The organism is Clostridioides sp. ES-W-0016-02 (assembly GCF_020641035.1).
Lineage (GTDB): Bacteria > Bacillota > Clostridia > Peptostreptococcales > Peptostreptococcaceae > Clostridioides.
The window spans coordinates 3,438,439-3,464,639 of record NZ_CP061361.1; the positions used below are offsets into that span (position 1 = coordinate 3,438,439).

Here is a 26,201-nt window from a genome sequence, read left to right on the forward strand (position 1 = left end):
TTTCTCTTTTATAATTTTTATTCTTTGGTATATTCATAAGTGTGAGAATAGTTCTAATTTCCTCATAAAAATCAAACCTTTGATTAAGATATTCACAATATCACAGTTGCAATATTGATAACAAAATAATTGGTAACATTTTTGACCTATAAAACTCTCTTTATCTTTTCCAATCAGTTTACACACTGTTTCATTGATATAAATGACTTTATTGTTTATAGCATCACAAGCAAATATAACATCTAAAACATTGTCAGCAAGTATTTGCTCTTGTTTTCAAGAGAAGAAGGAGTTGGCAATTTCATACCTTGACTAAATATTTCAAATTTGCTTTTACCATGTCGCTTTGCTAATAGAAGTGCAATATCTGCATTTTTATAAAGTTCTTTACGATTAATACCATAATCAGGAGTAAGGCAAACGCCTGCCGAACAAGAAATAGTGATATTATTGACATCTAAATTATTAGGTTTACATATGTGAATCATCTTTTCCTGCAATTGCAAAAATGGAATGGTATAGGGAATAAACAAGGAAAATTCATCGCCACCAATGCGTCCAATGATATCTGTTTCTGGAAAAATGTGTTTTATCATTTCAGCAACCATGTATAATACCTTATCGCCAACTACATGTCCATAGGTATCATTAATAGACTTGAAATTGTCTATATCTAATATTACAAAAATACCACTTGGATTGTAATTATTATGAAAAAAATTATCAATTCGTACTTCATATTCAGCACGGTTTAATAGACCTGTCAACGCATCATGTTCAGCACGTTTTCTCATTTCTATAATAGTTGAGTTAACTTCTTTTTCATATTCAAATTTTTTCATTTTAGCAAATGCAATAGCATTTTGGATACGTAGATTTAACTGTAGTAAATCATATGGCCTTTCAACATAGTCATATATATCCATGCTTAGGATTTTATTTTTTTTATCATATATCTTATCATACAATACGATTACTGTAACATTGATTTTCTTGCAGACATCAAGTATTTGCAACATCTGCTTAGGCCTGATATATTTAGAAATACTTACTATAAGAACTGAAATTTTTTCTTCTAATTCGATAATAAAGTCTATGGCATCAGATGCTCTATGTACATGTTCTACAAAAAATTGATATTTATAATCTTTTTTAAGCCTTGAAAAATCAACAGAATCAGGATCTAAAACAAGCATAATATTTTTTTTATCTTTAAAATTCTTAACAAAATGTTGACATTCTTTTTTATTTTTATTCACTACTTGTATATGAGATTTTAATAAATGTTGTTCAAACTGTTCCTGTGGTAGTGGCTTTGAGTAATAATACCCTTGTGCATACTCACAGTTCAATGCTTTTAAAAGCTGTACTTGAACTTCAGTTTCTACACCTTCTGCTATAACCTTTAAATCCATCCATTTTGCAAGACTTATAATAAAACTTAAAATACTTCTGTCATTATTTTTCTTTTCTTCTCTTTTAATAAATCGCATATCTAGTTTTAAAACATCAATTGGAAGCTCAGAGAGCATATTAAGTGAGGAATAACCTGTTCCAAAATCATCCATCTCAATAATAAATCCTATCTTTTTCAGTTTTAATACTACTTCAATCAGTTGTTCTGGATTTTCAGTATAAGCAGTTTCTGTGATTTCCAAATGTAGATTTTTTGGACTAAGCTTATATTTTTGAATCATAGAAATCAAAATTTCTACTATACTAGGATTATAAATGTCAGCACGAGATACATTAATGGAAATTGGAATTGAAGTGTACCCCATATCTATCCATGCTCTTATCTTTTGACAACATTGATCCCATACATAAATATCAAGATCAGTAATAAATCCATTTTTTTCGAAAATGGGAATAAAATTACTAGGAAGCATAAAACCTTTGGTAGGATGAATCCAGCGAACTAATGCCTCAGCTCCTACAATTTCTTGTGTCTTTAAATCATATTTAGGCTGAAAATATACCTTGAATTGATTTTCTATCAAAGCATTTTTCATATCTGAAACAATCATTTGTTCATCTAAAAGTTTTTGTCTGATATTATCATCATAATAAGCAAAATAAGTATCGTATTTACCTTTTATAGATTCTTTTGCGAGGTTAGCTCTGTCACACATAATATTGATAGGAGTAGATCTATCTTCAATACAGTAAATTCCATAACGTAAAATTAAATTTATTTTTATTGTATCAGAAAAACCATTAATCATTTCAGTTATATTTTTAAAATATTCATTTTGATATTCTTCACAATGAGGAACTAAACAAATAAATTCGTCTGCTGCTATACGTCCACAAATACCATATTCATTGACAATACTAATGAGCGTCTTTCCAACATGCTTTAACAGATCATCACCGACTTTAATACCATACATATCATTAACCAGCTTGAATCGTTCAATATCTAAACAAATGAGATCGTATTGTTTTTGTGGATTGCTTTGAAGTGTTTCTGCAACACACATATAAAAATATTCTTTGCTAAATGTGCTAGTCAACGAATCGTTTTGTACTAAGTTTATAAATGCAGATGTTTCTCTAAGATATATTGTGTTAGAGACACGATGCTTGATAATCTCTGGTTTATATGGCTTAATGATATAATCATTTGCACCTAAAGATAAGGCTTTAATCTCAGCATCTTCACTATTTTGACCACTTGTTACAATAGTAGGAATTTTAGACAAAAAAATGTCCTCATGCATTCGTTTAAGTAACTCATAACCATTTAAAACAGGCATAATAATATCAAGTAAAACTACAGATATATTTTCATGATTTTGATGCAGAATAGATAATGCAACTTCTCCATTTTCTGCTTCAATTATGTTGTATTGGCTACTCAAAATTTTATTGAGTATTTGTCGATTGACCTTATTATCATCAACAATAAGGATATTTTTAAGAGCAGGTATAATAATATTTTCTCCATTTAAACATGGATTCAAATTTTTCATACTATATATCTCCTTTTAGTATTGTTTTTAAAAAATGTCATATCAACATAAAATAATGTTAAATTCTTTTGATTGCATCTTTTCTTTTTTCTTATTAGTATATGTCCTTATATGCGACAGGATTACTTATAAAAAAACACCATATCACCATCATACAGTGTTAGCCTTTTAAATATAAAGTTATAACTTTGATAAATGAATCTATTAATCTATCAGGGCTTACTTCATTTTTTATTTCTTTATTGTTATATAAAAAAGCTATTCTTTGCAACAAACCCTTATATGTTGTTGATAGAACATCAATAGCAGCAATTTTATCTATATCACTTCTAATAGATGAATCATTTAAAGCAAGATCAAGAGATTTAGACAATGCAATATCCACATATCCAGAACCTCCCATGTAATTTCTAAATATTTCTAGATTTAAATTATTTTTAGAAAAATACACTTCTAACTCAGTAAGGTTGATTGTAACTTCAAAATGCTTTTTAACATGTTCTGCTCTTATTTTTAGGATTTCTATTATTTGTTCAAAGCCTGTTTTAGATAAAAATTCTTTACTCTCAAAAGAATTTTTAATTTCAATATATGATTGATTTAGCAATAAGGCCATAGCCTGCATCACCAAATTATTTTTGTTACCAAAGTATCTTTGGAGAGAACGAGTTGTAAGACCAACTTTTTTTGCGACCATTGTAACTGTAGTTGCTTCCAGACCATGAATTTTAAAGCATTCAATAGCACAATTTAATACTTTTTTTATATTTTCCTCACGGATTTCTTCATTAGCCATTAAAACCCTCCTTTCCAACAATATGCATAAATATAACTATACTTAACTCATGATATTGTAAATTTCTATAAAAGTCAATAATTTACTAAAATTTACTATTATTAAATTTTAGTAAGTAAAAAATTTTGGATTAATGTTGTATGAGCAAATTAAATTTATTCTGTGATAACTCCTTTTTACTTGTATTAACAAGTATATTTTTAATTACTTTACATAAAGTCTCTATTATAAACAAAAACATACTTAACAAATAGAGCTAAAAATATTATTAATGTTGTAGTGTTGGTTGCTTATTATATTGAACTTAAGCAAACTATATATTATATGCTGGTTTCAGTTGTTTATCTTTACTATCCATGATTTTTATAAATATCATTATTATACTTTAGTTGTGAATTTATCATATCTAGAATTGAAACTTCATTATCTAATAATCTAACTTTTTATTTGCCTTTCACTTACTTCCAACTCTTCTGCTAACTCTTTGCATTTCATTTTACCTCTACTTTGAATTAATATCATCATTCTCAATGCATTAGCTAATTTACTAATAAATAACACCCCCTAATAACATTAATTAATATTTTATATTATTTATTTCTACAGATATGTGCATATAACCTCTTTATACTTTATATAAGTAGAATATTTTTATAATTTTGACATTTATTATGTCATATTAGTATAGAATCTTAATAATTAATACAATAAAAAATATTACTGAAAAAATAAACATTTATAATTTCAGTAATATTAATTAATTTTAAACCTTTTTGTTATTAGTTAATTATATCCATTAAAAATTGACTAAATTTAATCTTATCTCTTTTAAATAACTATTTCTTACAAGTAAGAAATACACTATTTGAACTATAAACAAGCTTCCCATTACTAAAATCGCAGATGACGCAACCTCTATATCAAATGAATTTTTCAGTGCAGTAAGTGCAAATATCGAATGTATAACAGCTACTACATAAGGTAACAAAAACACAATCCCAATCTCAATGGTTGAAGCTCTCTTAATCTCCTTATATGTCATCCCCAATTTATTTAACTGTTCATACTTTTTCTTGTCAACTTGACAATCCATATAAAACTTATTATATAAGAAACTGCTTGTAGTAACAAAGAAAATTAAACCTATAAATATTGCTAAAAACATAAATGTAGAATATGTTAGTTTACCAGTTTCTATCATTAATTCTTTGGAGAAAAACAAATATGGTTGCATTCCAGACTCATTATCAAATTTATCTTCGAATTGTTTACATACATCTATAGTTTCACTTGAACCTTTTACCTCAAATGCTGAGAATCTATCTACTATAAATTTTGATTTTATACTATCATAAAAATTATCCTTTACCACATACATATTTTTATAATATGCTGGCATAACACATTCTTCTACCTGTTTTGCCACTCTTAAGCTTATATTCCCTATAATGACATTTTCTTTTACCTTTTTATTACCAGGTAGTCCTGATGAAAATAATGATATACATTCATTATCTTCAAAATTTATAGGCTTAACCCCTATACTCTTCGTAATTTCTAAGTACTTGGATTCTTTAATTATTCTTACATTAAAATCACTTTTCTTAGGAAATACAGTTTTAAACTCACCATTAACTCTTTCATAATCTATACCTTCTTTTTTTAACTTACTTTCTATAAAACTCATTCTTTCCTTATCTTTCTCTTTACTATCAGGTTTATTAGTGTCATTATGCAGAGTCATTGTTGAATAATATATTGTGTTAGGGTATATTAAATTAATTTGACGTTTTACATCTTTCCAAAATGAGTAAACTGTACCTATAGCAGTGAATGCCACTGCAGAAGTTATAGTTATCAAAAAGAATATCCTAGCATTATCCTTTACCTTATAAATTAAATTTGAAATCCAAAGCATATTTGTATTTCTTCTATAAAAACTTTTCTTCATCTTCAATTTTTTTATAAAGTACACACTAAATTGAGAAAAGAATAAATAAGTTGCTACTATAGTAAGAGATGTAACTGGAACTAATCGTAAATAAGTTGTATACTGGTCAGTTGATGTAACAGCACTATAATATGCTATTACAAACAGGCAAATACTTAATATAGCAAGTATTAGTGATGTTTTAGGCTCTGGTTTTGGAGTTTTTGTACCTTTAAGTAACCTCAATACTTGATTTTCTTTAATTATAAAAGAAGTAAATATAGATGTTAATATAGCTAAAACCATAAAATAAATTAAAGTGGAAAACATTGCATTTAATGGTATATAAAAGTTTAGAGGTGATAATTCTAAAAAGGTAGACATAACTACTAAAAATACCTTTGAAAAAATTAAACCTACTATTATTCCAATTACAGAAGATACTATATTTATTACTATATTTTCTATAAGAACCAATTTCATTACTTGTCGTTTTGATATACCTGTAATATAGAGTATTCCAAACTCTTTATATCTACTTTTAAGAAAAACACTCACTGAATAAAATACAAAGAAGAATAAAAACAAATATGCAATTATTTTACTCATCTTAAGCCCCTCTTTTAAATAGTCAGGAAATTGAGATATATCTAAATCTGGATGACCTGTAAACATAATAAAAGAAAAAAGTAGTGACGAGGATATAACAATACTTGTTAAATATCCTAGATATGCTTTAATATTTCTTGAAATATTATTAATGGCAAATTGTTTTATGTTCATTAATTATCGCCTCCCAATAATGTAAGCACATCCATTACTTCTTGATAAAATTGTTCTCTACTATTTTCCTTATATATTTCATTGTATATAGCTCCATCCTTTATAAATAAAATACGATTACAATAGCTTGCTGCTAATGGGTCATGAGTTACCATCATAGTAGTGACTTTATTGTCTTTATTTATCTTTTGAAATAGTTCCATTACAGTCTTTGATGACTTTGAATCTAAATTACCTGTTGGCTCATCTGCCAAAAGTATTGATGGTTTATTGATTAATGCCCTAGCAATAGCAGTTCTCTGAGCTTGACCGCCAGACACTTCAAAAGTTCTTTTATTTAATAAGTCTTCTATACCTAAAATTTTAGATACTTCATTTAGCTTTTCATCTTGCTCTTTTACACTTACCTTATCCAATGTCAATGGCAATACTATATTTTCGCCAATAGTTAAAGTATCCAATAGATTAAAATCTTGAAATACAAACCCCAACTCTCTTCGTCTAAATAATGCAAGTTCTTCACCTTTTAGTGATAATGGATTTTTACCTTTTAATTCTATTTTTCCTGTAGTTGGCTTATCTATAGTAGAAATCATATTTAAAAGAGTGGTCTTTCCACTTCCAGATGGTCCCATAATTCCTACAAATTCTCCATCATCTATACTAAAACTTATATTGTTTAATGCATTAAAAATCATTTTTTTACCATATACCTTGCTCAAATTACTCACAATTAAAGTTTTCATTATTTATAGCTCCTTTATAAGTTATAAAATGACATGCAGTATATATTAAATACTACTCATATTAATTAAAGAAATTTTATATAAATACTGAATTTATTTTAGTTTATATACTAATTATGTTAGTAAAAGCTAATACAGCAAGTACTATACCTGCCACTATTCTATATACAGCAAATACTCTCATTGGTTTTTTCTTTAAAAAATTTACGAACTTTTCCATAACTACTATAGACACAAGAAAAGCTACTATAAACCCAACAATTAAAGCAATCCATAAAGTTGGTGTCATTATTGAATAATCAAATTCAAATAAATCTAGTCCTGAAGAAGCTACCATTGCTGGTATAGCTAAGAAAAAAGAAAATTCCGCTGCTGTAGGAGAATTAAGCCCTGCTATCCATCCACCCATAATAGTGGATGCACTTCTTGACATTCCTGGCCACGCAGATAAAACTTGTAATACACCAATCTTCAAAGCTTGTACTGGAGTAATTTTATCTATATTATCTGTTGAGTGCTTCTTTTTTCTGAATAGAGTTTCTACAACTAATAATAAAATTCCTCCAACTATAAACCCTACAATTACAGATTGTAAATTAAACAATGCTTTTATGTTATCATAAAATATAACTCCCACAATTCCAAATGGTATGCAACCTACAATAACATTTATTCCAAACTTAAATCCAATTTTTCCTTCCTTTCCTCCAGTAAATATAAATTTAAAAAACTCTATAACACTATTCTTTATTTTTTTCCAATAAAGTACTACTACTGCTAGGATAGCTCCAAGTTGTATTACAACTTCAAACATTTCAGCAAATTGACCTTTAAAATCTATCAAACTTCCCACCAAAATCATATGACCTGTAGATGATACTGGAATAAATTCTGTAAGTCCCTCCACTATAGCTATTATGATTGACTTTAATATAAAAATGATATCCAAACTCATTGATAAACACCCTTTCCCTACTATATAATCTTCTTAAAATTTCTTTTCTTATGTCATTTCTTATACTAATTTTAATTGACATTAGAAAGTTTCACTATCTACAAACATTACACAAACATTACATCTATGTAATGTTTGCAAAAAATAAACTATTTTAAAATTAGATTGTATAATTATAAATCTCATTAAAATATATGGACACATTAATTTTAACAAGATATTTAAATTATAAATACAATATTAATCCATCTTAAAATAGCCTCTTATTAGTTTATATTATCTTTACTGAATATTATTGAAACTTCAGTTCCTTTCCCAACTTCTGATTTTATATTGACCATATGACCTAAGTTGTCACATACTTTTTTTACTAAATAGAGTCCCATACCTGTGGATTCTCCAAATTTACGTCCATTTTCTCCTGTAAAAAATGGGTCAAATACTCTTTTTATATCTTTAGATACAATTCCAACACCTTTGTCTATTATACTTAAAATTATAGACTTATTATTTTCTTCAGATTTTATAATTAAATCTTTACTGTAATCTTTGGAATATTTAACTCCATTTGTAATTAACTGATTTATTATAAATTTCATCCATTTTATATCTGTATAAATATAAATAGATTTATCTATATGTATTTTAGGAATTATACCATTCTTTATGAATAATCTCTTTTCCTCATTTATAGTATCTACTATGATATCATTCAAATTAGCTTTTTCAACCACAAAATCTTTCTGAAATTCATCCACTCTTGCGAAATACATGGCCATGTTTAAGCCTTTATTAAGTCTATCTATCTCTTTTTTTATATTTTCAGTAACTTCTTCACCTTCATATTCCTGAAGTTGAAGACTTATAACTGATATTGGAGTTTTCATTTGATGAATCCATTGGTTGATAAAAGTTAAGTGTTCACTATGTATTTTTTTATGTTCTTGAATCATTGATTGATATAATCTATGTTGTTGTTTTAAAATAACTGATATGTTTTCTCCGAAAAAAGAGTTCCCTAAATATAAAAAGGATTCATCTAAAGAGCTTATACCTTTTGTAAATATAGTATATACTTCTCTGTTTTTATAATATTTATATACCAAAAAACATAATAATATAAAAGTACTAAACAATAAGATATACAAAGCTTCTTCTACACTAATAAATTTCATAAGACTACAATAAATAATTGTCATAGATATTCCTAAATAATATATAAAAATATAGCCTTTACAATCTTTAAATAATAATTTCATATTTTCTCCTTACCAATTTTTATTTAATTTATATCCTACTCCTCGTACAGTTTGAACAGCATCATTTATACCTAACTCCTCAAATCTTTTTCTTATTCTGCTAACATTTACATTTAGAGTATTTTCCTCTACAAACTCAATATCATCCCATATCTTTTCTAATAGATAATCTCTACTTACTACTTTAGGGTATTTTTTTATAAGACACTCAAGTAATATTCCTTCTTTTTTGGTGATAACCAAAGTCTTATCCTCTAACTCTATCTCTAACCTTTCTGGATAAAATTTTAATCCATCTAGTTCTAATATTCTCTCATCTATTTTAGGCGAATATTCACCATATACCCTTCTTATCTGACTTTTTATCTTTGCCATTACTACATCATAATAAAAAGGCTTTGTTATATAGTCATCAGCTCCACTTTCTAAAGCTCTAATCTGGTCTAAATTACTATCTCTAGCTGATACAAAAATTATAGGAATATTTGACTGTTGTCTAATACATCTACACCAATAGAATCCATCAAATTTTGGTAAATTTACATCTAAAAGCACTAAGTCTGGCTTGAAATTTACAAATGTAGTAATTATATTATCAAAGTTTTCTTCAACCATTACTTCAAATCCATATTTCTCTATATAATCTTTAAGTAATGTACTTATTGATATATCATCTTCTACAATATATATTTTATGACTCATATAATTCCTCCATATTTTAGTTTTCTTATTTACCATATATTCATATAACTTTCACATATGGCTTTATGTATAGTATAGATACCTACTCAGATATCTATCAATTTATTAAATTTCAAAATACAATATATTAATATTTATTAACGAATATTGGTAATATTTATACTTATAATTTTCTAATTTTTTGTTTGATATACACTTATTTACATAATATTATATATTACATTTATACCTGTATACTATCTATATTAAGCATGATATCTTTGTATCTATATATAATAAAATATTATTGTTAACTTTATTAATATAATTGTATTATAAAATACCTTATATAAAATACTATAAAAATATCTTCTTCTATCTGTAAATAAATATATTATATATTTAAAAACACTCTAATAATTTAAAATTAAAACATATCTCTTCGCTATATAAACATACCATTAGCATATATTTTTATCAATAGAATAGAAAAAGTTACCTTAAATAAGGTAACTTAAACTTTTAACACTATTATCACTACTACTTAGCATTATATATTAATTCTTTTATGTTTACTTTTTTCTCTTGTAATCCATTTTTTATTAAGAAGTCTTGTGTCTCCTCAAGAGAAGATATATCTTTGTCTGTTATATCTAAACTAAAATCATACCAAGCATATAATTCTTTAGTTTCTTCAACGCTTAAATCAACTTCTTTTGCTACCTTTTCCATAGCTTCATCAAAGTTATTATCTACATATTCTAAAGTTTCTTTTTCAACTTTCATAAATCTTTCAACTACCTCTGGATGTTTTTCAGCAAAATCCGTACTAACAGCAGTTACTATTATGCCATCTACTAAACCTTCACCATTTGCTACAAGTTTACTTCCAGACTTCATGGCTTTAAGAGCTGCTGGTCCAGCAATCAATGCAGCATCAACACTACCATCAGAAAGAGCTGCTGATGCTTCTGGAATACCCATGTTAACAAACTCTACACCATCCATACTTAATCCTTCTTTATCAAGTGCTGCAATTAATACTTGATGTAATATAGTCCCTTTTGGTCCTGCTACTTTCTTACCTTCTAAATCTGCTGCTGATTTTATTGAATCATTATTTGTTAAAATCATAAATCCTTTTGGTGACCTACTATAAGTGTTTAGTATCTTTAATTCCACTCCATTAGATGCAGCTATCAAAGCTGATGTACCACCTAATGCGTGTAAAAAGTCTATTTCTCCAGCAGCTAAAGCCTGTGTTTGCTCTGGTCCTGTAGTAATTTCATGAAAATTAACTTTTATATTATTCTTTTTAAATTCTTTCCCAAATAAATCATCCTGTTTTTGAATTATAGAAGGTACATTTAGTGGTGATTTTACATAAGTTAAATTTATTTCTGAAAGATTTTCACTATCATTCTTTTTTGCACATCCAGCTAAAGATGCTGTCGCAAGTGTCAATATTGTTATACCTATCAATAGTTTTTTTAATTTCATATTTTTACTCCTTAAAATATTATTAATTTCTTTAAATGCCTTTATTTGATTTCATTGTCATTAAAATATCTTTTTTTAATTTAATATAGTAATTTGAAGTTAAATCTCTATTATAATCATCCTCTATATTAAATTCTTCTATTTTTCTTTCATTTGTAAAAACAACTATTTTCTTGCCTATCTTTAATGCTTCATCAATATCATGAGTTACAAATATTACACCTTTATTGGTTGACTTATGTATTCTTACAACTTCATTTTGCATATCAATCCTTGTAAAATAATCTAGTGCTGAAAAAGGCTCGTCCATAAACAACATATCTGGATTAAAAGAAAGTGCTCTAGCTATACTTACTCTCTGTGCCATACCTCCTGAAAGCTCATTTGGATAAGAATTTTTAAACTTCTGTAAGTTCATCATTTTAAGATATTTTTCTATATCAATACTGTCTTGCTTATTTGATTCACTTACTTTGTTCTTCTCATTTAAATAAATATTATTATCATGCCTATCTTTATTAATGGTACTTTTTGAGTGATTTAATTTATTGAATATTTTATTTAAAAGATTACTTTTTTGTTGATTGTGAAAAGCTATGTTTTCGCTCACATTTAGCCAAGGCATCAATCTACTTTCTTGAAATACAAAACCAACATTAGGTTTATACTCTTTATTATCTTTTACAAACCTAATATCACCACTATTTATATCTTCAAGTGATGCAATTGCCCTAAGTAAAGTAGTCTTCCCACATCCACTTTCACCTAAAATTACAGTTATATGACTTCTGTCTATATCTAAAGAAATATCACTAAGCACTACATGTTCTTCATTATCAACTTTATAACTTTTAGATAGATTTCTGATTATATACCCAGAATTACATACTGTATTACTCATATGCTTCCACCATCTTTCCCTTACTTACCTTTTTTACAATAATTGAAAATATATAGTCTGTAATTATTCCTAGAAGTCCAATTACAATTATTCCTACAATAACAACATCTGTCCTAGACATTTCTTTTCCATCAGATATTAAGTATCCAAGACCAGATGAAGCAGCTACAAGCTCAGCTCCTATAATTGCTCTAAAACTATATCCAAGTGCTAACTTTAGACCAATAGCAATATCGAGAATTGCATTAGGAATAATTATTCTAAATATTATCTGAAGCTTTGACAATTCAAATACTCTACCTACTTCAATTAACTTTGAATCACAATTTCTAATCCCCTTTAATGTACTTGTAAAGATTGGGAAAAAAGATGCCAAAATTATAATTATTATTTTTGATTCTTCACCTATACCAAACCACAATATAAGCATTGGTATTAAAGCAAGTGGTGGTGTATTTCTCAAAAAATTTATTAATGATTTAAAGTACTCATAAACTTTACCATAAATTCCAAAGAATATACCTAAAGGAACACCTATAATTGTACTTATTACAAACCCTATCAAAACTCTTTTCATACTTGCATATACATTAACAAATATTGAACCATCATTTATCATATTTAAAAATGTACTATACACTTTTTCAGGTGGTGGTAATATATATTCACTCCAAATACCAAGATAATTTGTAATTTTCCACAATACAAGAATTATAAAAAATATCAAAACACTTTTTATTAACCTTAAAAGTTTATCATTAATTTTATTGCCCATTTACAAACCATCTCCATTATTACATCCATCTTTACAATAAAACATTTCTACTATATCATACTTATCCTCAGAGCCATTTTTAATTTCTTGTATTTTACTTAATATTTCATCTTCGCTTGACACTTCAAGAACTTTTTCAAAAGAATCCTTAAAATACCCTAATGGAATTGGAGATTCATCTATTTTTCCAAGTGATTTTATACCTTCTTTTTCAGCAAATTCCTTCCATGTATAAAATAGAGCATTATCTTTATACTTAAATTTTTCACTAGCAAAATCTCTTAATTGTGTACATGGACAGGTTACTATTAACATATCCTCTTTACTCTTAATATATTTTTCGTATAAAACTCTACAAGTCCTTACTAATATTGGTTCTATCATAGGAACTTCAAAACCATCTATCAAATTATTTCTTTTTAAAAGATTTATGCTTTCTGGACATCTACAATCTAATATCGTGTTTTCAGTCTTTTTTGCATATTCTTTGTACTGATTCTTTACATATTCTAATTGTGCCTCACATTCAACCATTATGTACCCTTTTTTTATCAAAGTTTCTTTAATAGTATTAAACTTTTCCTCATACATTTTTTCTGCTACTGGATTTATTAGAAGATATTTATTCATAGCTCCTCCTATTATTTAATATTGAATATTATTCTCAACTATTAGTTTAAATGAGTACTTTATTTTTGTCAATATATTAATTTTTTCTTTAAAAAATAATGTTTATTTACAATTTTTCACTTTTTTACTTACAATATTAAAATAATACATTCAATTTATTTTAACAATAAGATATACATTTTACTATTAATCTACTTATAATGACAAATATATAATTAGTTTCGATAATTTGATGTCAATGTTACACATGTAAAAATATACATATTATACAAAAATCAAACTGGGTTTTACCAGTAAACTAAAAAAGTGAAGTCTAATTAATACTTCACTTTTTACAATAATTATAAATATTTTATTTTAATATCATCAACAATCTGTAAAATCTTATCTCTAACATCTATGGGTTCTAATACTTCAATGTGATTTCCAAAAGAGAGCACATATCCATAAATCCAATCATTTTGAGGATACTGTACATTTACAATAAAATTTCCATCGTTATCGTATAATATATTATCAATATCAAATTCATCATAAACTCTATATGCTATATCTTTAGAAATTTTCAATTTTAAAATAATATTTTTATTCTTATCTTCTTTTATCTCTCCCACTTCAATTGGTATGCTTCGTATAAATGTCTGCTCACAAATACAGATATTCTTCATCCTTACGACCTTAAAAATTCTATAATCATTTTTTTGACGACAATAAGCTTTAATATACCATGACTTTTCTTTAAACCAAAGCATAAGTGGCTCTACACAACGTTTAGTTATCTTTCCATAAGTATTTATATACTCAAAAGTTATAATATTACAATCTAATATAGCTGATTTTATCTTTATAAATTTATCTTTTTCTACATCATTACTACACCAATGAGAAAAATCAACAGTTATCCAATTTAAATCTGATTTACAAAACAAGGCTCTAAGTTTTGCTAATGTAGAATTCATATCTGGATATTTAAGCATATTTAAACCCTCTAGTGATGCTAGAATTTCTTTCTGCTCTTGCTCAGATAAAATAGATTTATCAAAAGTAAAATTATCTAAAATACCTATACCACCATTTCTACCTTTATCAGTATAAATTGGAATACCAGAAGATGACAATATTTCAATATCTCTACAAATAGTTCGCCTAGATACTTCAAAGTGTTCAGCTAACTCCTTTGCAGTTACTCTTTTCTTATCTAACAGGATATAAATAATTTCAAATAATCTATTACTTTTCATATAATCACCTCATTACTTTATTATAGTATAAAAATAAAGCAATCTAATATCATAATATAATGCTTACATTTCCCTTTCTACTTCAAAACGCAAAACAGTTTTCAATGACTCAGGAGATACTTTTCTAGCATCACTTATATAAATTTCACGATGTATATAAGATTTTCTTAGAAGCTTATTTTTTTTACAAAATTCACTCATAATGTCAAAGCTTTCTGGTTCATCATCATATGAGCCTATATGAAGCATTTGAACACATAGACCTTCATTAATAGACCCAAATCTAACTTTTTCAAGAAGATTATGTGGTTTCTTCTTTTTTAATATATCAATAGCTTTATTTAACAGGTCTTGTGTAACAAAATCTGGCTGACGTATCATTATAGTATAAATCAAATCTTCTTTAATAAGTATATCTGAACATTTGCTTTTTTCTCCCTTATTCCATATACCTTCTAAAGGAAAAACAGTATAATCAAAATACCCTTCTGGTACAATTCCCTTTTGAGGCATAGTTTTTATTGCATATGCCAAAGAGTAAAGTACTCCTATTGCTTCAGTAAATTCTTTAGTATTTGGGTCTCCACTGCCTTTTAACATGATAAATTTCTGCTCTGGTACTTCAACTATCACAGGATTCTTCTTAGGTAAATATAACTCTTTATCTTTTTTTCTCCATTCATATTTCATAAAAAATACCTCCGTATATACATTTTATACATTGATATTATCATGCTAAAGGTGACATCAGCGTGTCACATTTTATAAAATAAATTATATTATAAAATCTTCATCTTCTAACTCTTCATAGACCCCTTTTTGATATCCATTACCTTTAGTTGAAAAGAAATCATGTGTTTTAGTTTCAGTACTAAGTCCATTTAACACAATTGGATTGATAGCATTTACATTATAGAGTCTTTCAAATCCTAAATTTTCTAAAGCTCTATTTGCATTGTATTTCAAAAAATCTACAACCTCTTCTTCAAGTCCACTATCTTTATATATTACATTTGTATACTCTATCTCATTTTCCATAAGACTAGCAAGTATAGAATACATCTTATCTTCTAATTTTTTCTTATCAGTATTATTAAATGAATTGTATATCTCTTGTGCAAGAAGCCCTATGTATTTACCATGTAAAGATTCATCTCTAAGAATAAGTGATATTATTTCTCCACTAGCCACCATTTTTCCTTGACCAGACAGATACAATGGATAAAAGAATCCTGAATAAAACAAGAAACTCTCCAAAAACACGCTTGTAACCATTGATAAATATAAATTCTTTTGGTTTGTAGTATTTTCATATTGAGCTAGAACTAAATCAGCCTTTCGTTGTAATGTTGGCTCTGTTTCTATCCATTCAAATAAATCATCTATCTCGGAGTTAGAAAGCAAAGTCATAAATATGGAAGAATAACTTTTTGCATGTATTTCTTCCATAGTACCCATAAAAGATAAAACTGCTTTTCTTTGAAGATTATCTGTTAAACCCATCATTGATGGAATTCCATTATTCCCTTGCTTTGTATCCAATAAGGTCAGTCCACCTAACACTTTTTTATATAAGTCTTTTTCATTATCATCTAATTCATTCCATACCTTAATATCTTTAGAGACAGATATTTCTTCAGGAAGCCAAAATTGTTTTACATTTTGTTCCCAAAAAGCCTGTGTGAATCCATCTTCTTCTTTATTCCAATTAACTGCATCATGTGTTTTATGTAATTTAAATGTCATATATTTCTCTCCCTATACTGAACATACTAGACACTCATGAGTATCTCTTGTCATCTTTGTTCTTGTGTAATATAAACTTTTAAGACCTTTTTTATATGCATATATGTAATGTCTAGCTATATCTCTAGTTGTCTTTTCATCTGTAACAAACAATGTTGTTGATATTCCTTGGTCAACATGTTGTTGAACTGTTGATACTAAATCTATAACTTTCCTCATATCCATTCTATATGCTGATTGATAATACAACATATTTTCATTAGTTAAAAATGGCATTGGATATATTGTGGTTGAATCTCCATATGTTCTTACTTCTACTGGCTCAGTAATTGGCATTATACTTGATGTTGCATTTTGGACATAACTAATGCTTTGAGTTGGGGCTACTGCCATTAAATATGCATTATATATACCTTTTTCTTTGACCTCATCTAATAATTTTGTCCAATCTTCTTTTGTTGGTATATAAATACCTTCAAATAATGCTTTTACCTTTTCTAGCTTAGGTAGATAAGATTGTTCATAGTATTTTGATAATACCTTGCTTTTTCTTCCCTTAGCATATTCTGATTTTTCAAACCCTTCAAAAGTTTGATTTTTTTCTATAGCTATTTTCATAGATGCTTTAATTGAATAATATCTAATCATTGCAAAAAATACATCAGAAAACTCTACAGCATCCTCTGAAGTATATAAAATATTTTCTCTTACTAAGTATCCATGCAAATTCATAGCTCCCAATCCTATAGAATGAGATTTGCTATTACTATTATTTACAGTTGGTACTGGCTTTATGTCTGTTTTATCTGCTACAAATGTCAATGCTCTTATTGATGTCTCAACTGTGCTTTCTATAGTTTTATTGTCCATAACATTTGCTATATTTAAAGAACCAAGATTACAACTTATATCTTGACCCCATTTATTTTCTCCACCATAGCCTTCTATTTCTGAAGATGTTTGATACTGGAAGATTTCACAACACAAGTTAGACATTTTTACCATACCAACCTCTTTCAATGTATGTTCCCTATTGGCTGTATCTATATACACTACATATGGATATCCACTTTCTTGTTGCATTTGTGCTATTTTAGTCAACATTTGTCTAGGATTTATTTCTTTTTTTCTTATATCTTCATCATTAACTAATCTATCATACCACTCACTCATTTCTATCTCATCAAGGTAAACTCCATACTTTTTATACACAGTATGAGGATAAAATGCATAAGCTACTTCATTTTTTTCTGCTAACTCCATAAATTTATCAGGTATAATAGCTCCCAGCGATAATGTAGCAAGTCTTATTTTTTCATCAGCATTTATCTTTTTAGTATCCATCAATAATTCAAAATCAGGATGAAATACTGTGAGATAAACTGCACCAGAACCTTGTCTAGCTCCCATCTGATTAAAATAGCTGAATGATTGTTCCAACATTTTAGCTACTCCAACAACACCTCCAGCTGCACCTTCTATATCTTTAATAGATTCACCTGATGCTCTAAGCTTAGATAAGTTTAACGCAACTCCTCCACCTATTTTTGATAAATGATTTGATGAAGATATCGCATATGAAATACCTTCTGTGCTATCTTCTACAGATAGTAAAAAACATGATACCATTTCTCCTGCTCTCTTTCTTCCAGCATTTAAAAATGTAGGTGTAGCTGGTTGAAATTCTTGTTTTACTATTTTGTCTGCCAAGTTTAAAGCTAGACTCTCATCACCATTTCCTAATGTTAAAGCTACAATTAATACTTTTTCATTATATGTTTCTAATATCTCTTTTCCATCATTACTTTTTAATGCATAATTTTGATAAAATTTATTTGCACTCATATATGATTGAAACTTAAATTTATGTTCCTCAATAAGTTTGTATATCTTTTTAATAAAATCCATGCTATATTTATGTATTACTTCTTCTAAATAATAACCTTCATCCATTAGATACTTCAATCTTTCTTCTAGATTATTAAATTTCTTTAACTTTGGATTTATAAATTCTTCTATGTAACTACTTAGGGCTTCCTTATCCTTTTCCAGTTGATATTTCCCTTGTTCATTTTTAATTATCACTTGATTGTTAAGCTCTATCCAATTCATTATTTACCGTCCTTTTAACATAATCTTGTGCTATAATTTCATTTAATTTACTTATTATTTCTTTTAATATTTATCAGCGTAAATTCCAAAAACAACCTATAATTATAGGGCATAATAAGTATTTTTCAAAAACAAAAGCACTACATATAGTTAGTGCTTTATCTATTATATACTACATATAGTATATACACAAATTTTTTTATATCTAAACTTTTATTATTGTATTACTGATATTATTTTATTCTTTAAATAAAACCATAAAAATGTTTACCCAGTGTTTATATGTTACTAGAGATAATAAATCTTCAATAATATATTTAATATTTTATATATTATTTAGAAGTTTTTTATTCATTGTTATATAATTAAATATATGACTATTTTGCTACTAAATATATAAAAATAAATTTGTGAAGGTGATTTTAATGAAAACTATTTCTAAACAAGAATTAGAAAAAACACTTGAGAAACATTATTTATGGCTTAAAAATAATAACGATGGAGAAAGAGCTGATTTAAAAGAAGTAAGATTAGAAAATATGGATTTAAGAGGATATTATTTAAGTAATATTGACTTTTCCTGGTCTGACCTTATCAATTTAAATTTAGAAAATGCAGATTTAGAAAACTCTAGCTTTAAGAATTCTTATTTTTCAGATTGTTCATTAAAAAATTCTATATTAAAAAATACAGACTTAAGTGGTGCAAATTTTAGATTTTGTAATTTATCTAACTCAGATATTAGAGGTACTAATCTAGAAAATTCTAATTTAGAATATGCTACATTGGATGGAGTAATATCAGATGAAAGTACTCGTTTTTTTAAATTATACTGTCCTGAAACAGGAGCGTTTATAGGCTATAAAAAATGTTTTAATTTTAGAATGGTACAATTATTAATACCAAGTGACGCAAAAAGAGTATCTGCTACATCAAATGCTTGTAGATGTGATAAAGCAAAAGTACTGTCGATTACAAGTATAGATGGCAAAGAATCTTTTAAAACTGCTCGTGCATATGCTGATGAAAATTTTATATATAGAGTAGGAGAAATGGTGGTAGCTGAAAATTTTCATGAAAATAGATGGAAAGAATCAACTACAGGAATTCACTTTTTTTTAACTAGAGAAGAAGCTGTTGGTTATCTGTAAAGTATTATTTTTTTATTGAAGTGTGTAATTGAAAATACACAATAAAAAAATGTATTACTAAATAAATATTTTCTAAAAAAGAGTATCTAGAGATTTAAAAAATGCACTTTAAAAATCTCCTTATGATACTCTTTTATATATTTTATCATTTCTAAATATGCCATAAGTTACAATTTACAGTAAATTATTTATATCAATACTATCCACCATTTTAGAAACTTTATCTACATATTCTATATTATTACTCAGACTCTTATAATACTTATTACTCTCACTTTTATTTCTAAATGAATAAACTTTTTTATTTATTTTTAAAGCCTCTTTTATAATATCTATATTTCTTTTATTAGTTTCTCCTACGCTAAATCCTGTGTCTATTATAATCTTAGAATTATTTAAATTTCTAATAGCCAAATCGAAACTTTCATCACTTATTGACTCAAATGGCTTTTCTGTAAACAACTTTATGCCCATAGTCCTACCAATTTCATAATCAATATCATTTTCATGTATTATGCCAGAATATATACCTATACCTCTTTTAGTAAAAGCTCTGTAGATTGGTGTTGCTTTACCGCCTCCACCAATTATAAAAACTTCATTTTTTGATTTATTGCTAATTTCTACTGCACCTAATAAACTATTAAAATTTTTATCCTCTAATTCATAGAGTGAATTTATCATATTTTCGTCTACCATATCTTCTGGCTGACCATAAGCTATAACTTTGTTATTTTTTACAAGAGCAACCTTATCACAACTTTTTAGTGCTATATCTATTTCATGTAATGAAAGTATTACTGATATTGATTTTTCCTTACTTAATTTTTTTAGTATGTTCATAAGTTCCAATCTATGCTTTATATCTAAATGGGTTGTAGGTTCATCTAATATTATTATTTCTGGCTCTTGAACTAATGCTCTTGCAACCAAGACCTTTTGTTTTTCACCATCACTAAGTTCATCAAAATATCTTTTTTTTAAATGAATGGCATTTACAGATTTTAATGAATCATCCACCATCATTAAATCTTTTTTAGAGAGATTTCCAAAAAATCCTGTATAAGGATATCTCCCCATATTAACTACATCTTGTACAGTCATTAAATCTCCTAATAATCTATTTGTAAGTACTAAAGCCATCATTTTAGATAATGTCTTTCTGGATATATGCCTTACATCCATATCATTTAAATATATTTCTCCTTTTATCGGTGTTATAAGTTTAGATAGAGACCTTAATATAGTAGTTTTTCCAGCTCCATTGCTTCCCAAAAGACATAATATTTCTCCTTTTTTCACCTCTATGTTTATATCACTTACAACCACTTTTTTATCATATCCAACACTTAAATTATTAGTTTTCAACATGTCTAAGCCCTATCCTTCCTTTTCATCAATAACATTATTACAATTGGAGCACCTAGTAATGAAGTTATTGCACTTATTGGCAATTCTATTGGTGACAAAATTACTCTGGATACTAAATCACAAAGAGCTGTAACTATACTTCCTAAAAGAATTACTACTGGTACCAATACTCTATTGTCTGATGTTTTAAATATCAATTTTGAGATTTGTGGTACTGCAAGACCAATAAATCCTATAGAACCTGCAAATGCTGATACTATTGCCGCTAGTATACTTGATATAAATACTACCAAAAATCTAAAAAATTTTATATTTACACCAATACTCTTTGCATATTCTTCTCCTAGTAAAAAAGCATTTAGAGGTTTTATTATGAATATAGTCATCAAAAGACCTAATATCCCAACTATCATAAGTATTTCTACTTTTTCCCATGTAAATCCGGAAAAACTACCCATAGACCACATAGTAAATTCCTTCAATTTTTCATTATTTGCAAATGATTGTAATATATTTGTAATTCCACTACATACATAGCCAGTCATAATTCCTATCACCAAAAGTGTTGTTATATTTTTTACTTTGCTGGCAAATAGAATAACTATAGACATTACAATTAAAGCTCCTACAAATGCTGCTATAAATATACTCATTGAATTTATACTTTCAAATCCTAATGTATATCCTCCTAAAATCATAAGTGCTACTGATAAAGTCGCTCCTGAAGACACCCCTAATATATATGGTTCAACTATTGGGTTTTTAAAAAATATCTGTAGTAAAATACCAGATACTGCTAAACATGCACCTCCCACCATAGTTGCAAGGACTCTAGGAATCCTTATATTATAAATTATTTTATAGTGTTCTGTACTATCCATTCCTCTTAATACAACATCTATTATTTCTTTAAATTCGATTTTTACAGAACCAAATGCTACACATATCAAAAAAGTAAGTATTATACCTACAATTAAGATTATAAATATAGTAGTATTTTTAATTCTGTTTTTATTGGTAAAGTCCATCTATATACTCCTCTTAATAAAACTAGATTAACTCAAATTTATAAAGTTTTCTTGTTAATTTAATCTTATTTATTATTTATCATAATTTATATAATGCTTAATCTTTTCACCTGTAGTACCTGGGTGAAATATTTCAACTAAATCCACTATTAATTCATCTGTCTTATCCACTGATTGATAATAATCCGGAGCAAACACCCATAAATTTCCATTTTTGACAACATCTAAATCAGATAACACTGGTGCACTAGATTTTATAGACTCTAAATTTGGTGCATAATCTGAACTTGATGAATATACAAATATATCTGCATCTTTTGCCACTTCATGTAATTGCTCAATACTTACTCGCCCTTCATTTGAATCGATTGAAGCACAAGCATTTATTCCACCTGCCATGTTTATCATATTATCTACATATGAATTTTTAGGTGCTATATAAGCATTACCTTCATATACAGATGCCCATACAACTTTAGGTTTACTTTTGTTTTTTATTTTTTTACTAACCTCTTCTATTTTTTGTACTGTTTTATCTAATTCACTAGCAGCTGTATCCTCTTTATCATAAAATGCAGCTATCAAGCTTGTCCACTCCATTCTTCCAAATGGATTTTGTTCCTTATATTCATTATCTACAACATAGTTAAGTCCCAATTCTTCTAATTTATCTATAAATTTTGTATCCGCTTCTGATAAACCACTACTCACTATAGTCAAGTCAGGATTTAAGTCTACTATTTTTTCATAATCTGGTGCTAAATTTGAACCAACATAATGTATCTTCCCATCCTTCATTAAATTTTTAATTTCTTTGATAGTCCAATATTGTTCTTCTGTTGTTACTGCTTTTATACTATCTAACTCACCTATTGTCCTTAAAGAACAAGCTTGTGTTGTAGATGCTATCAATACATTATCCACAGGTGTTCTAACTATATTTGCATTCTTGTATTTTTCAGGTATTTTTATCTTTTTAGGAATCAAAATTAGTTCTCTATTATCTCCATCAACAACCTTTTTAATTCCATCTTCTAAATTCTCAACACTAAATCCACTTGCATATTTTAATTCTAATTTTTTCCCATTACTAACTTGTTCATTAGTTTTGTCTTTTTTGCTACAACCTACAATACCTCCTGCCAAAAAAATTACCATTACAACTAAAAAAAACTGCTTTAAAACATTTGACTTGAATTTCATCACTTTCACTCCATTATTTTATTTTTTATGAGTGGCTACACATATTTTAAAAAAATATTTTACTAAAATTAATTTTATAAATATAGCTTTTTAGCAAAATAAAAAACCTCTCCTAAATTAGCAAGGAGAAGCTTCTATATCAATTTTATAAAAAATGAATTGATATCTCATTTTATTATAAACTACAATCTCCACCCTAAATTGTATTTATGTAATACTGGGCAGGTCTCCTGACTCACGGCCTGTCCTCCATCAACCTTCCCAAAATTATTATGAATCTCAGTGGATTTGATTTTGTATCCGTATACAGTAGCGGGGGCTGTAGTGAATTTACATCACTTTCCCTATTAAACTAAAATAGTACCCTAGTATTATTTACATTTAATTTTTCATTAAGATAATTGTAGTTTATTGTTAATTACTTTGCAAGGTTGATTTAATATATCCACTCAAAAAGAGGGCTTAAAATGACTATAAAAATCAATCTAAAACCCTCTTTATCTTCTTAGTTTATATTTAATTCATCCATCAAAGTTTTAATTTTACATACTTGATTTTCATCTGGTTTTATAAATGGAGCAGTTACGTAGTCACTTATTTCTAATCCTCTAATATTCATAGCTTTCTTCATTGCTGGTATAAATGGATTTGTTATTAAATAAAAATCCATTGCTTTATTAATATATTTTTGAATTTCGATAACTTTATCCATATCCTTATTATTATAAGCTTCAGCCCATTTAGAACATACTTCTGGAATTAGATTTGATAATCCTCCTATACATCCTGCTCCTCCAGACATTAAGTTGTGTATAAAATTTTCATCATATCCACTGTATATCTTAAAGTTTGGGAACTCTGTTTTCATAGTATTTATTAAATCTCTAGTATGTCCCATTAAAGTTACTGTATCTTTATATCCAACTATGTTTTCATGCTTTCTTGCAAGCTTTAATGTAAGTTCTGGACTTAAATCATAACCAGTTCTATCTGGATAATTATATAGGTATATTTCAGCATCTGTGTTCTCAGCTATCTTACTATAAAAAAGTTCAATACTATCATCATCAAGCGAGAAATAATAAGGACTTATTATCATAACTCCATCTGCTCCACTATTATGTGCATAATTTGAAAGTTCTATAGACTCATCTGCACACATACGACTTGTACCTATAAACACTTTAACCCTCTTATCGACATGATTAACCACTAAATCTATAAGTTCTTTTTGCATATCCATAGACATATTAAAGAACTCTCCAGTACTTCCCATTATAACTAGACCATCTACTCCCCCATCTATAAGGTAATCATATACTTTTTTGTTTCCTTCTCTATCTAAATTTCCGTCTTCATCAAATATTGTAACAACTGGTGTCAAAAATTCTGCTTTCATAATTTAAACTCCTAAAATTTATTTTGATATGTTCATTTAATATGCTTATAGCCTATGTTTTAAGATTATATATAATAAAACATTTACTTAACATAATTTTTCAATATTCCAATACTTTCAATCTCACATTCAATTACATCTCCACTATTCATATATAGAGGAGGAGAAAAGCCCATCCCTACTCCAGAGGGTGTTCCAGTTGCTATAATATCCCCTGCCTCTAAAGTCATCCCTTTTGAAAGTTCTGAAATTATATCTGAGATATCTGATATGAATAACTCTGTATTAGAATTTTGTCTTTCTTCATCATTTACTCTACTATATACATTAAGTTTTACTGGAAAAGAAACTGCACTTTTATGTAAGATACATGGCCCTAAAGATGTAAATGTATCTAATCCCTTTCCCCTAAACCATTGAACATGTTCTTTTTGCAACTTTCTAGCAGAAATATCATTTATCACAGTGTAACCAAAGATATAATCTTCTACATCTTCTTTTTCTATATTAACACCTGTTTTACCTATTACTACTCCAAGTTCAACCTCATAATCCAACTGATTATTTATATCAAAGTGAGCATCTATCTCATCTTCTGGACCTATCGCCTTTGTCACACGTTTTGTAAAATAGACTGTTTTCTCAGGTTCTTCAAAGCTACTATCAAAATGAGTTTGAGTTTCTTCAAGATGTTCTTTATAGTTTACTCCTACACATAAAATATCGTGTATTGGCTTTTCTATAGGAACATGTATAGTGCACTCCTCTTTTTTAAAAACATTATAGTCATTAAATGATTCTTCACTTATAATATTTTTTAACTTAATAATATCATCCTGAGATATACCTTGAATTAAATCATTTACATCTATAAAAAATTTGCTAAGACTTATGGAATTGACATCAATAACAAACAATTCATCCTTTGAGAGAATTCCTACCTTTTTAGATGTATCTTCTATACTACTAAAACTAACAAACTTCATACTATCACCCTTTAGTAAAATTCTAAGTGCATA

The 26,201-nt window shown here is 27.3% G+C and carries 23 protein-coding genes and 1 riboswitch; of the genes, 1 reads left to right on the plus strand and 22 read right to left on the minus strand.

All coding sequences use genetic code 11. The annotated features are described in order from the left end of the window. Positions 1 to 33 precede the first annotated feature (33 nt). From IC758_RS21255 to nrdE, 17 genes are all read right to left on the minus strand, one after another. Positions 34 to 186, minus strand: coding sequence for a hypothetical protein (locus tag IC758_RS21255; RefSeq protein ID WP_413927691.1), 153 nt, complete (start codon positions 184 to 186; stop codon positions 34 to 36). Positions 187 to 242: 56 nt separating this feature from the next. Continuing rightward, positions 243 to 2,975, minus strand: a complete 2,733-nt coding sequence (locus IC758_RS16050; protein ID WP_227860590.1) for an EAL domain-containing protein — start codon at positions 2,973 to 2,975, stop codon at positions 243 to 245. Between the two features lie 160 nt (positions 2,976 to 3,135). After that, a complete protein-coding gene (locus IC758_RS16055; protein WP_227830902.1) occupies positions 3,136 to 3,771 on the minus strand; it encodes a TetR/AcrR family transcriptional regulator in 636 nt (211 codons plus the stop codon). Positions 3,772 to 4,206: 435 nt separating this feature from the next. Further along, a complete protein-coding gene (locus tag IC758_RS16060; RefSeq protein ID WP_227835189.1) occupies positions 4,207 to 4,332 on the minus strand; it encodes an HTH domain-containing protein in 126 nt (41 codons plus the stop codon). A 235-nt stretch (positions 4,333 to 4,567) separates the two neighbouring features. Then, positions 4,568 to 6,484, minus strand: coding sequence for an FtsX-like permease family protein (locus IC758_RS16065; RefSeq protein WP_227824360.1), 1,917 nt, complete (start codon positions 6,482 to 6,484; stop codon positions 4,568 to 4,570). Further along, positions 6,484 to 7,230, minus strand: a complete 747-nt coding sequence (locus tag IC758_RS16070) for an ABC transporter ATP-binding protein (protein WP_227433941.1) — start codon at positions 7,228 to 7,230, stop codon at positions 6,484 to 6,486. The genes IC758_RS16065 and IC758_RS16070 overlap by 1 nt, the downstream gene beginning before the upstream one ends. Positions 7,231 to 7,333: 103 nt before the next feature. Continuing rightward, the gene (locus IC758_RS16075; protein ID WP_227433940.1) at positions 7,334 to 8,185 is read right to left on the minus strand and encodes an undecaprenyl-diphosphate phosphatase; all 852 of its coding nucleotides are present in this window, start codon (positions 8,183 to 8,185) and stop codon (positions 7,334 to 7,336) included. A 266-nt stretch (positions 8,186 to 8,451) separates the two neighbouring features. Beyond that, on the minus strand, positions 8,452 to 9,444 hold the full coding sequence (locus tag IC758_RS16080; protein WP_227482017.1) for a sensor histidine kinase: 993 nt from the start codon (positions 9,442 to 9,444) through the stop codon (positions 8,452 to 8,454). A gap of 9 nt (positions 9,445 to 9,453) precedes the next feature. Further along, complete coding sequence (locus IC758_RS16085) at positions 9,454 to 10,146, minus strand: response regulator transcription factor (RefSeq protein WP_227482016.1); 693 nt, start codon at positions 10,144 to 10,146, stop codon at positions 9,454 to 9,456. 519 nt (positions 10,147 to 10,665) lie between these two features. Further along, positions 10,666 to 11,625, minus strand: coding sequence for an ABC transporter substrate-binding protein (locus IC758_RS16090; RefSeq protein WP_227482015.1), 960 nt, complete (start codon positions 11,623 to 11,625; stop codon positions 10,666 to 10,668). 31 nt (positions 11,626 to 11,656) lie between these two features. Then, positions 11,657 to 12,526, minus strand: a complete 870-nt coding sequence (locus IC758_RS16095; protein ID WP_227482014.1) for an ABC transporter ATP-binding protein — start codon at positions 12,524 to 12,526, stop codon at positions 11,657 to 11,659. Continuing rightward, positions 12,519 to 13,301: an ABC transporter permease gene (locus tag IC758_RS16100; RefSeq protein ID WP_227482013.1), complete on the minus strand. Its 783-nt coding sequence runs from the start codon at positions 13,299 to 13,301 to the stop codon at positions 12,519 to 12,521. The genes IC758_RS16095 and IC758_RS16100 overlap by 8 nt, the downstream gene beginning before the upstream one ends. Then, positions 13,302 to 13,931 (minus strand): hypothetical protein, encoded by a 630-nt coding sequence (locus IC758_RS16105; RefSeq protein WP_227835187.1) that lies wholly within the window; start codon positions 13,929 to 13,931, stop codon positions 13,302 to 13,304. A gap of 341 nt (positions 13,932 to 14,272) precedes the next feature. Beyond that, positions 14,273 to 15,172, minus strand: a complete 900-nt coding sequence (locus IC758_RS16110; protein WP_227482011.1) for a helix-turn-helix transcriptional regulator — start codon at positions 15,170 to 15,172, stop codon at positions 14,273 to 14,275. Between the two features lie 63 nt (positions 15,173 to 15,235). Then, complete coding sequence (locus IC758_RS16115; RefSeq protein ID WP_227482010.1) at positions 15,236 to 15,862, minus strand: GyrI-like domain-containing protein; 627 nt, start codon at positions 15,860 to 15,862, stop codon at positions 15,236 to 15,238. Between the two features lie 84 nt (positions 15,863 to 15,946). Further along, positions 15,947 to 16,918, minus strand: a complete 972-nt coding sequence (nrdF, locus tag IC758_RS16120; RefSeq protein ID WP_227433931.1) for a class 1b ribonucleoside-diphosphate reductase subunit beta — start codon at positions 16,916 to 16,918, stop codon at positions 15,947 to 15,949. A 12-nt stretch (positions 16,919 to 16,930) separates the two neighbouring features. Beyond that, positions 16,931 to 19,030 (minus strand): class 1b ribonucleoside-diphosphate reductase subunit alpha, encoded by a 2,100-nt coding sequence (nrdE, locus tag IC758_RS16125; RefSeq protein WP_227482009.1) that lies wholly within the window; start codon positions 19,028 to 19,030, stop codon positions 16,931 to 16,933. 425 nt (positions 19,031 to 19,455) lie between these two features. Here nrdE and IC758_RS16130 point away from each other — a divergent pair, with 425 nt between their 5' ends. Continuing rightward, a complete protein-coding gene (locus IC758_RS16130; RefSeq protein WP_227824368.1) occupies positions 19,456 to 20,181 on the plus strand; it encodes a pentapeptide repeat-containing protein in 726 nt (241 codons plus the stop codon). A gap of 174 nt (positions 20,182 to 20,355) precedes the next feature. Here the strand turns inward: IC758_RS16130 and IC758_RS16135 are convergent, their stop codons facing one another. The 5 genes from IC758_RS16135 to IC758_RS16155 form a co-directional block, all read right to left on the minus strand. Next, entirely contained in the window at positions 20,356 to 21,552 is a 1,197-nt protein-coding gene (locus IC758_RS16135) for an ABC transporter ATP-binding protein (RefSeq protein WP_227482007.1), read from the minus strand. A gap of 2 nt (positions 21,553 to 21,554) precedes the next feature. Next, positions 21,555 to 22,580 carry a FecCD family ABC transporter permease gene (locus IC758_RS16140; protein WP_227860591.1) on the minus strand — a complete coding sequence of 342 codons (1,026 nt, stop codon included), beginning with the start codon at positions 22,578 to 22,580 and terminating at the stop codon, positions 21,555 to 21,557. A gap of 72 nt (positions 22,581 to 22,652) precedes the next feature. After that, positions 22,653 to 23,783, minus strand: coding sequence for an ABC transporter substrate-binding protein (locus tag IC758_RS16145; protein ID WP_227835653.1), 1,131 nt, complete (start codon positions 23,781 to 23,783; stop codon positions 22,653 to 22,655). 202 nt (positions 23,784 to 23,985) lie between these two features. Continuing rightward, positions 23,986 to 24,166: riboswitch (cobalamin riboswitch) on the minus strand. Between the two features lie 122 nt (positions 24,167 to 24,288). Beyond that, positions 24,289 to 25,182 carry a dihydrodipicolinate synthase family protein gene (locus tag IC758_RS16150; protein WP_227830910.1) on the minus strand — a complete coding sequence of 298 codons (894 nt, stop codon included), beginning with the start codon at positions 25,180 to 25,182 and terminating at the stop codon, positions 24,289 to 24,291. An 83-nt stretch (positions 25,183 to 25,265) separates the two neighbouring features. After that, a complete protein-coding gene (locus IC758_RS16155; RefSeq protein WP_227433924.1) occupies positions 25,266 to 26,168 on the minus strand; it encodes a fumarylacetoacetate hydrolase family protein in 903 nt (300 codons plus the stop codon). Positions 26,169 to 26,201: the final 33 nt, after the last annotated feature.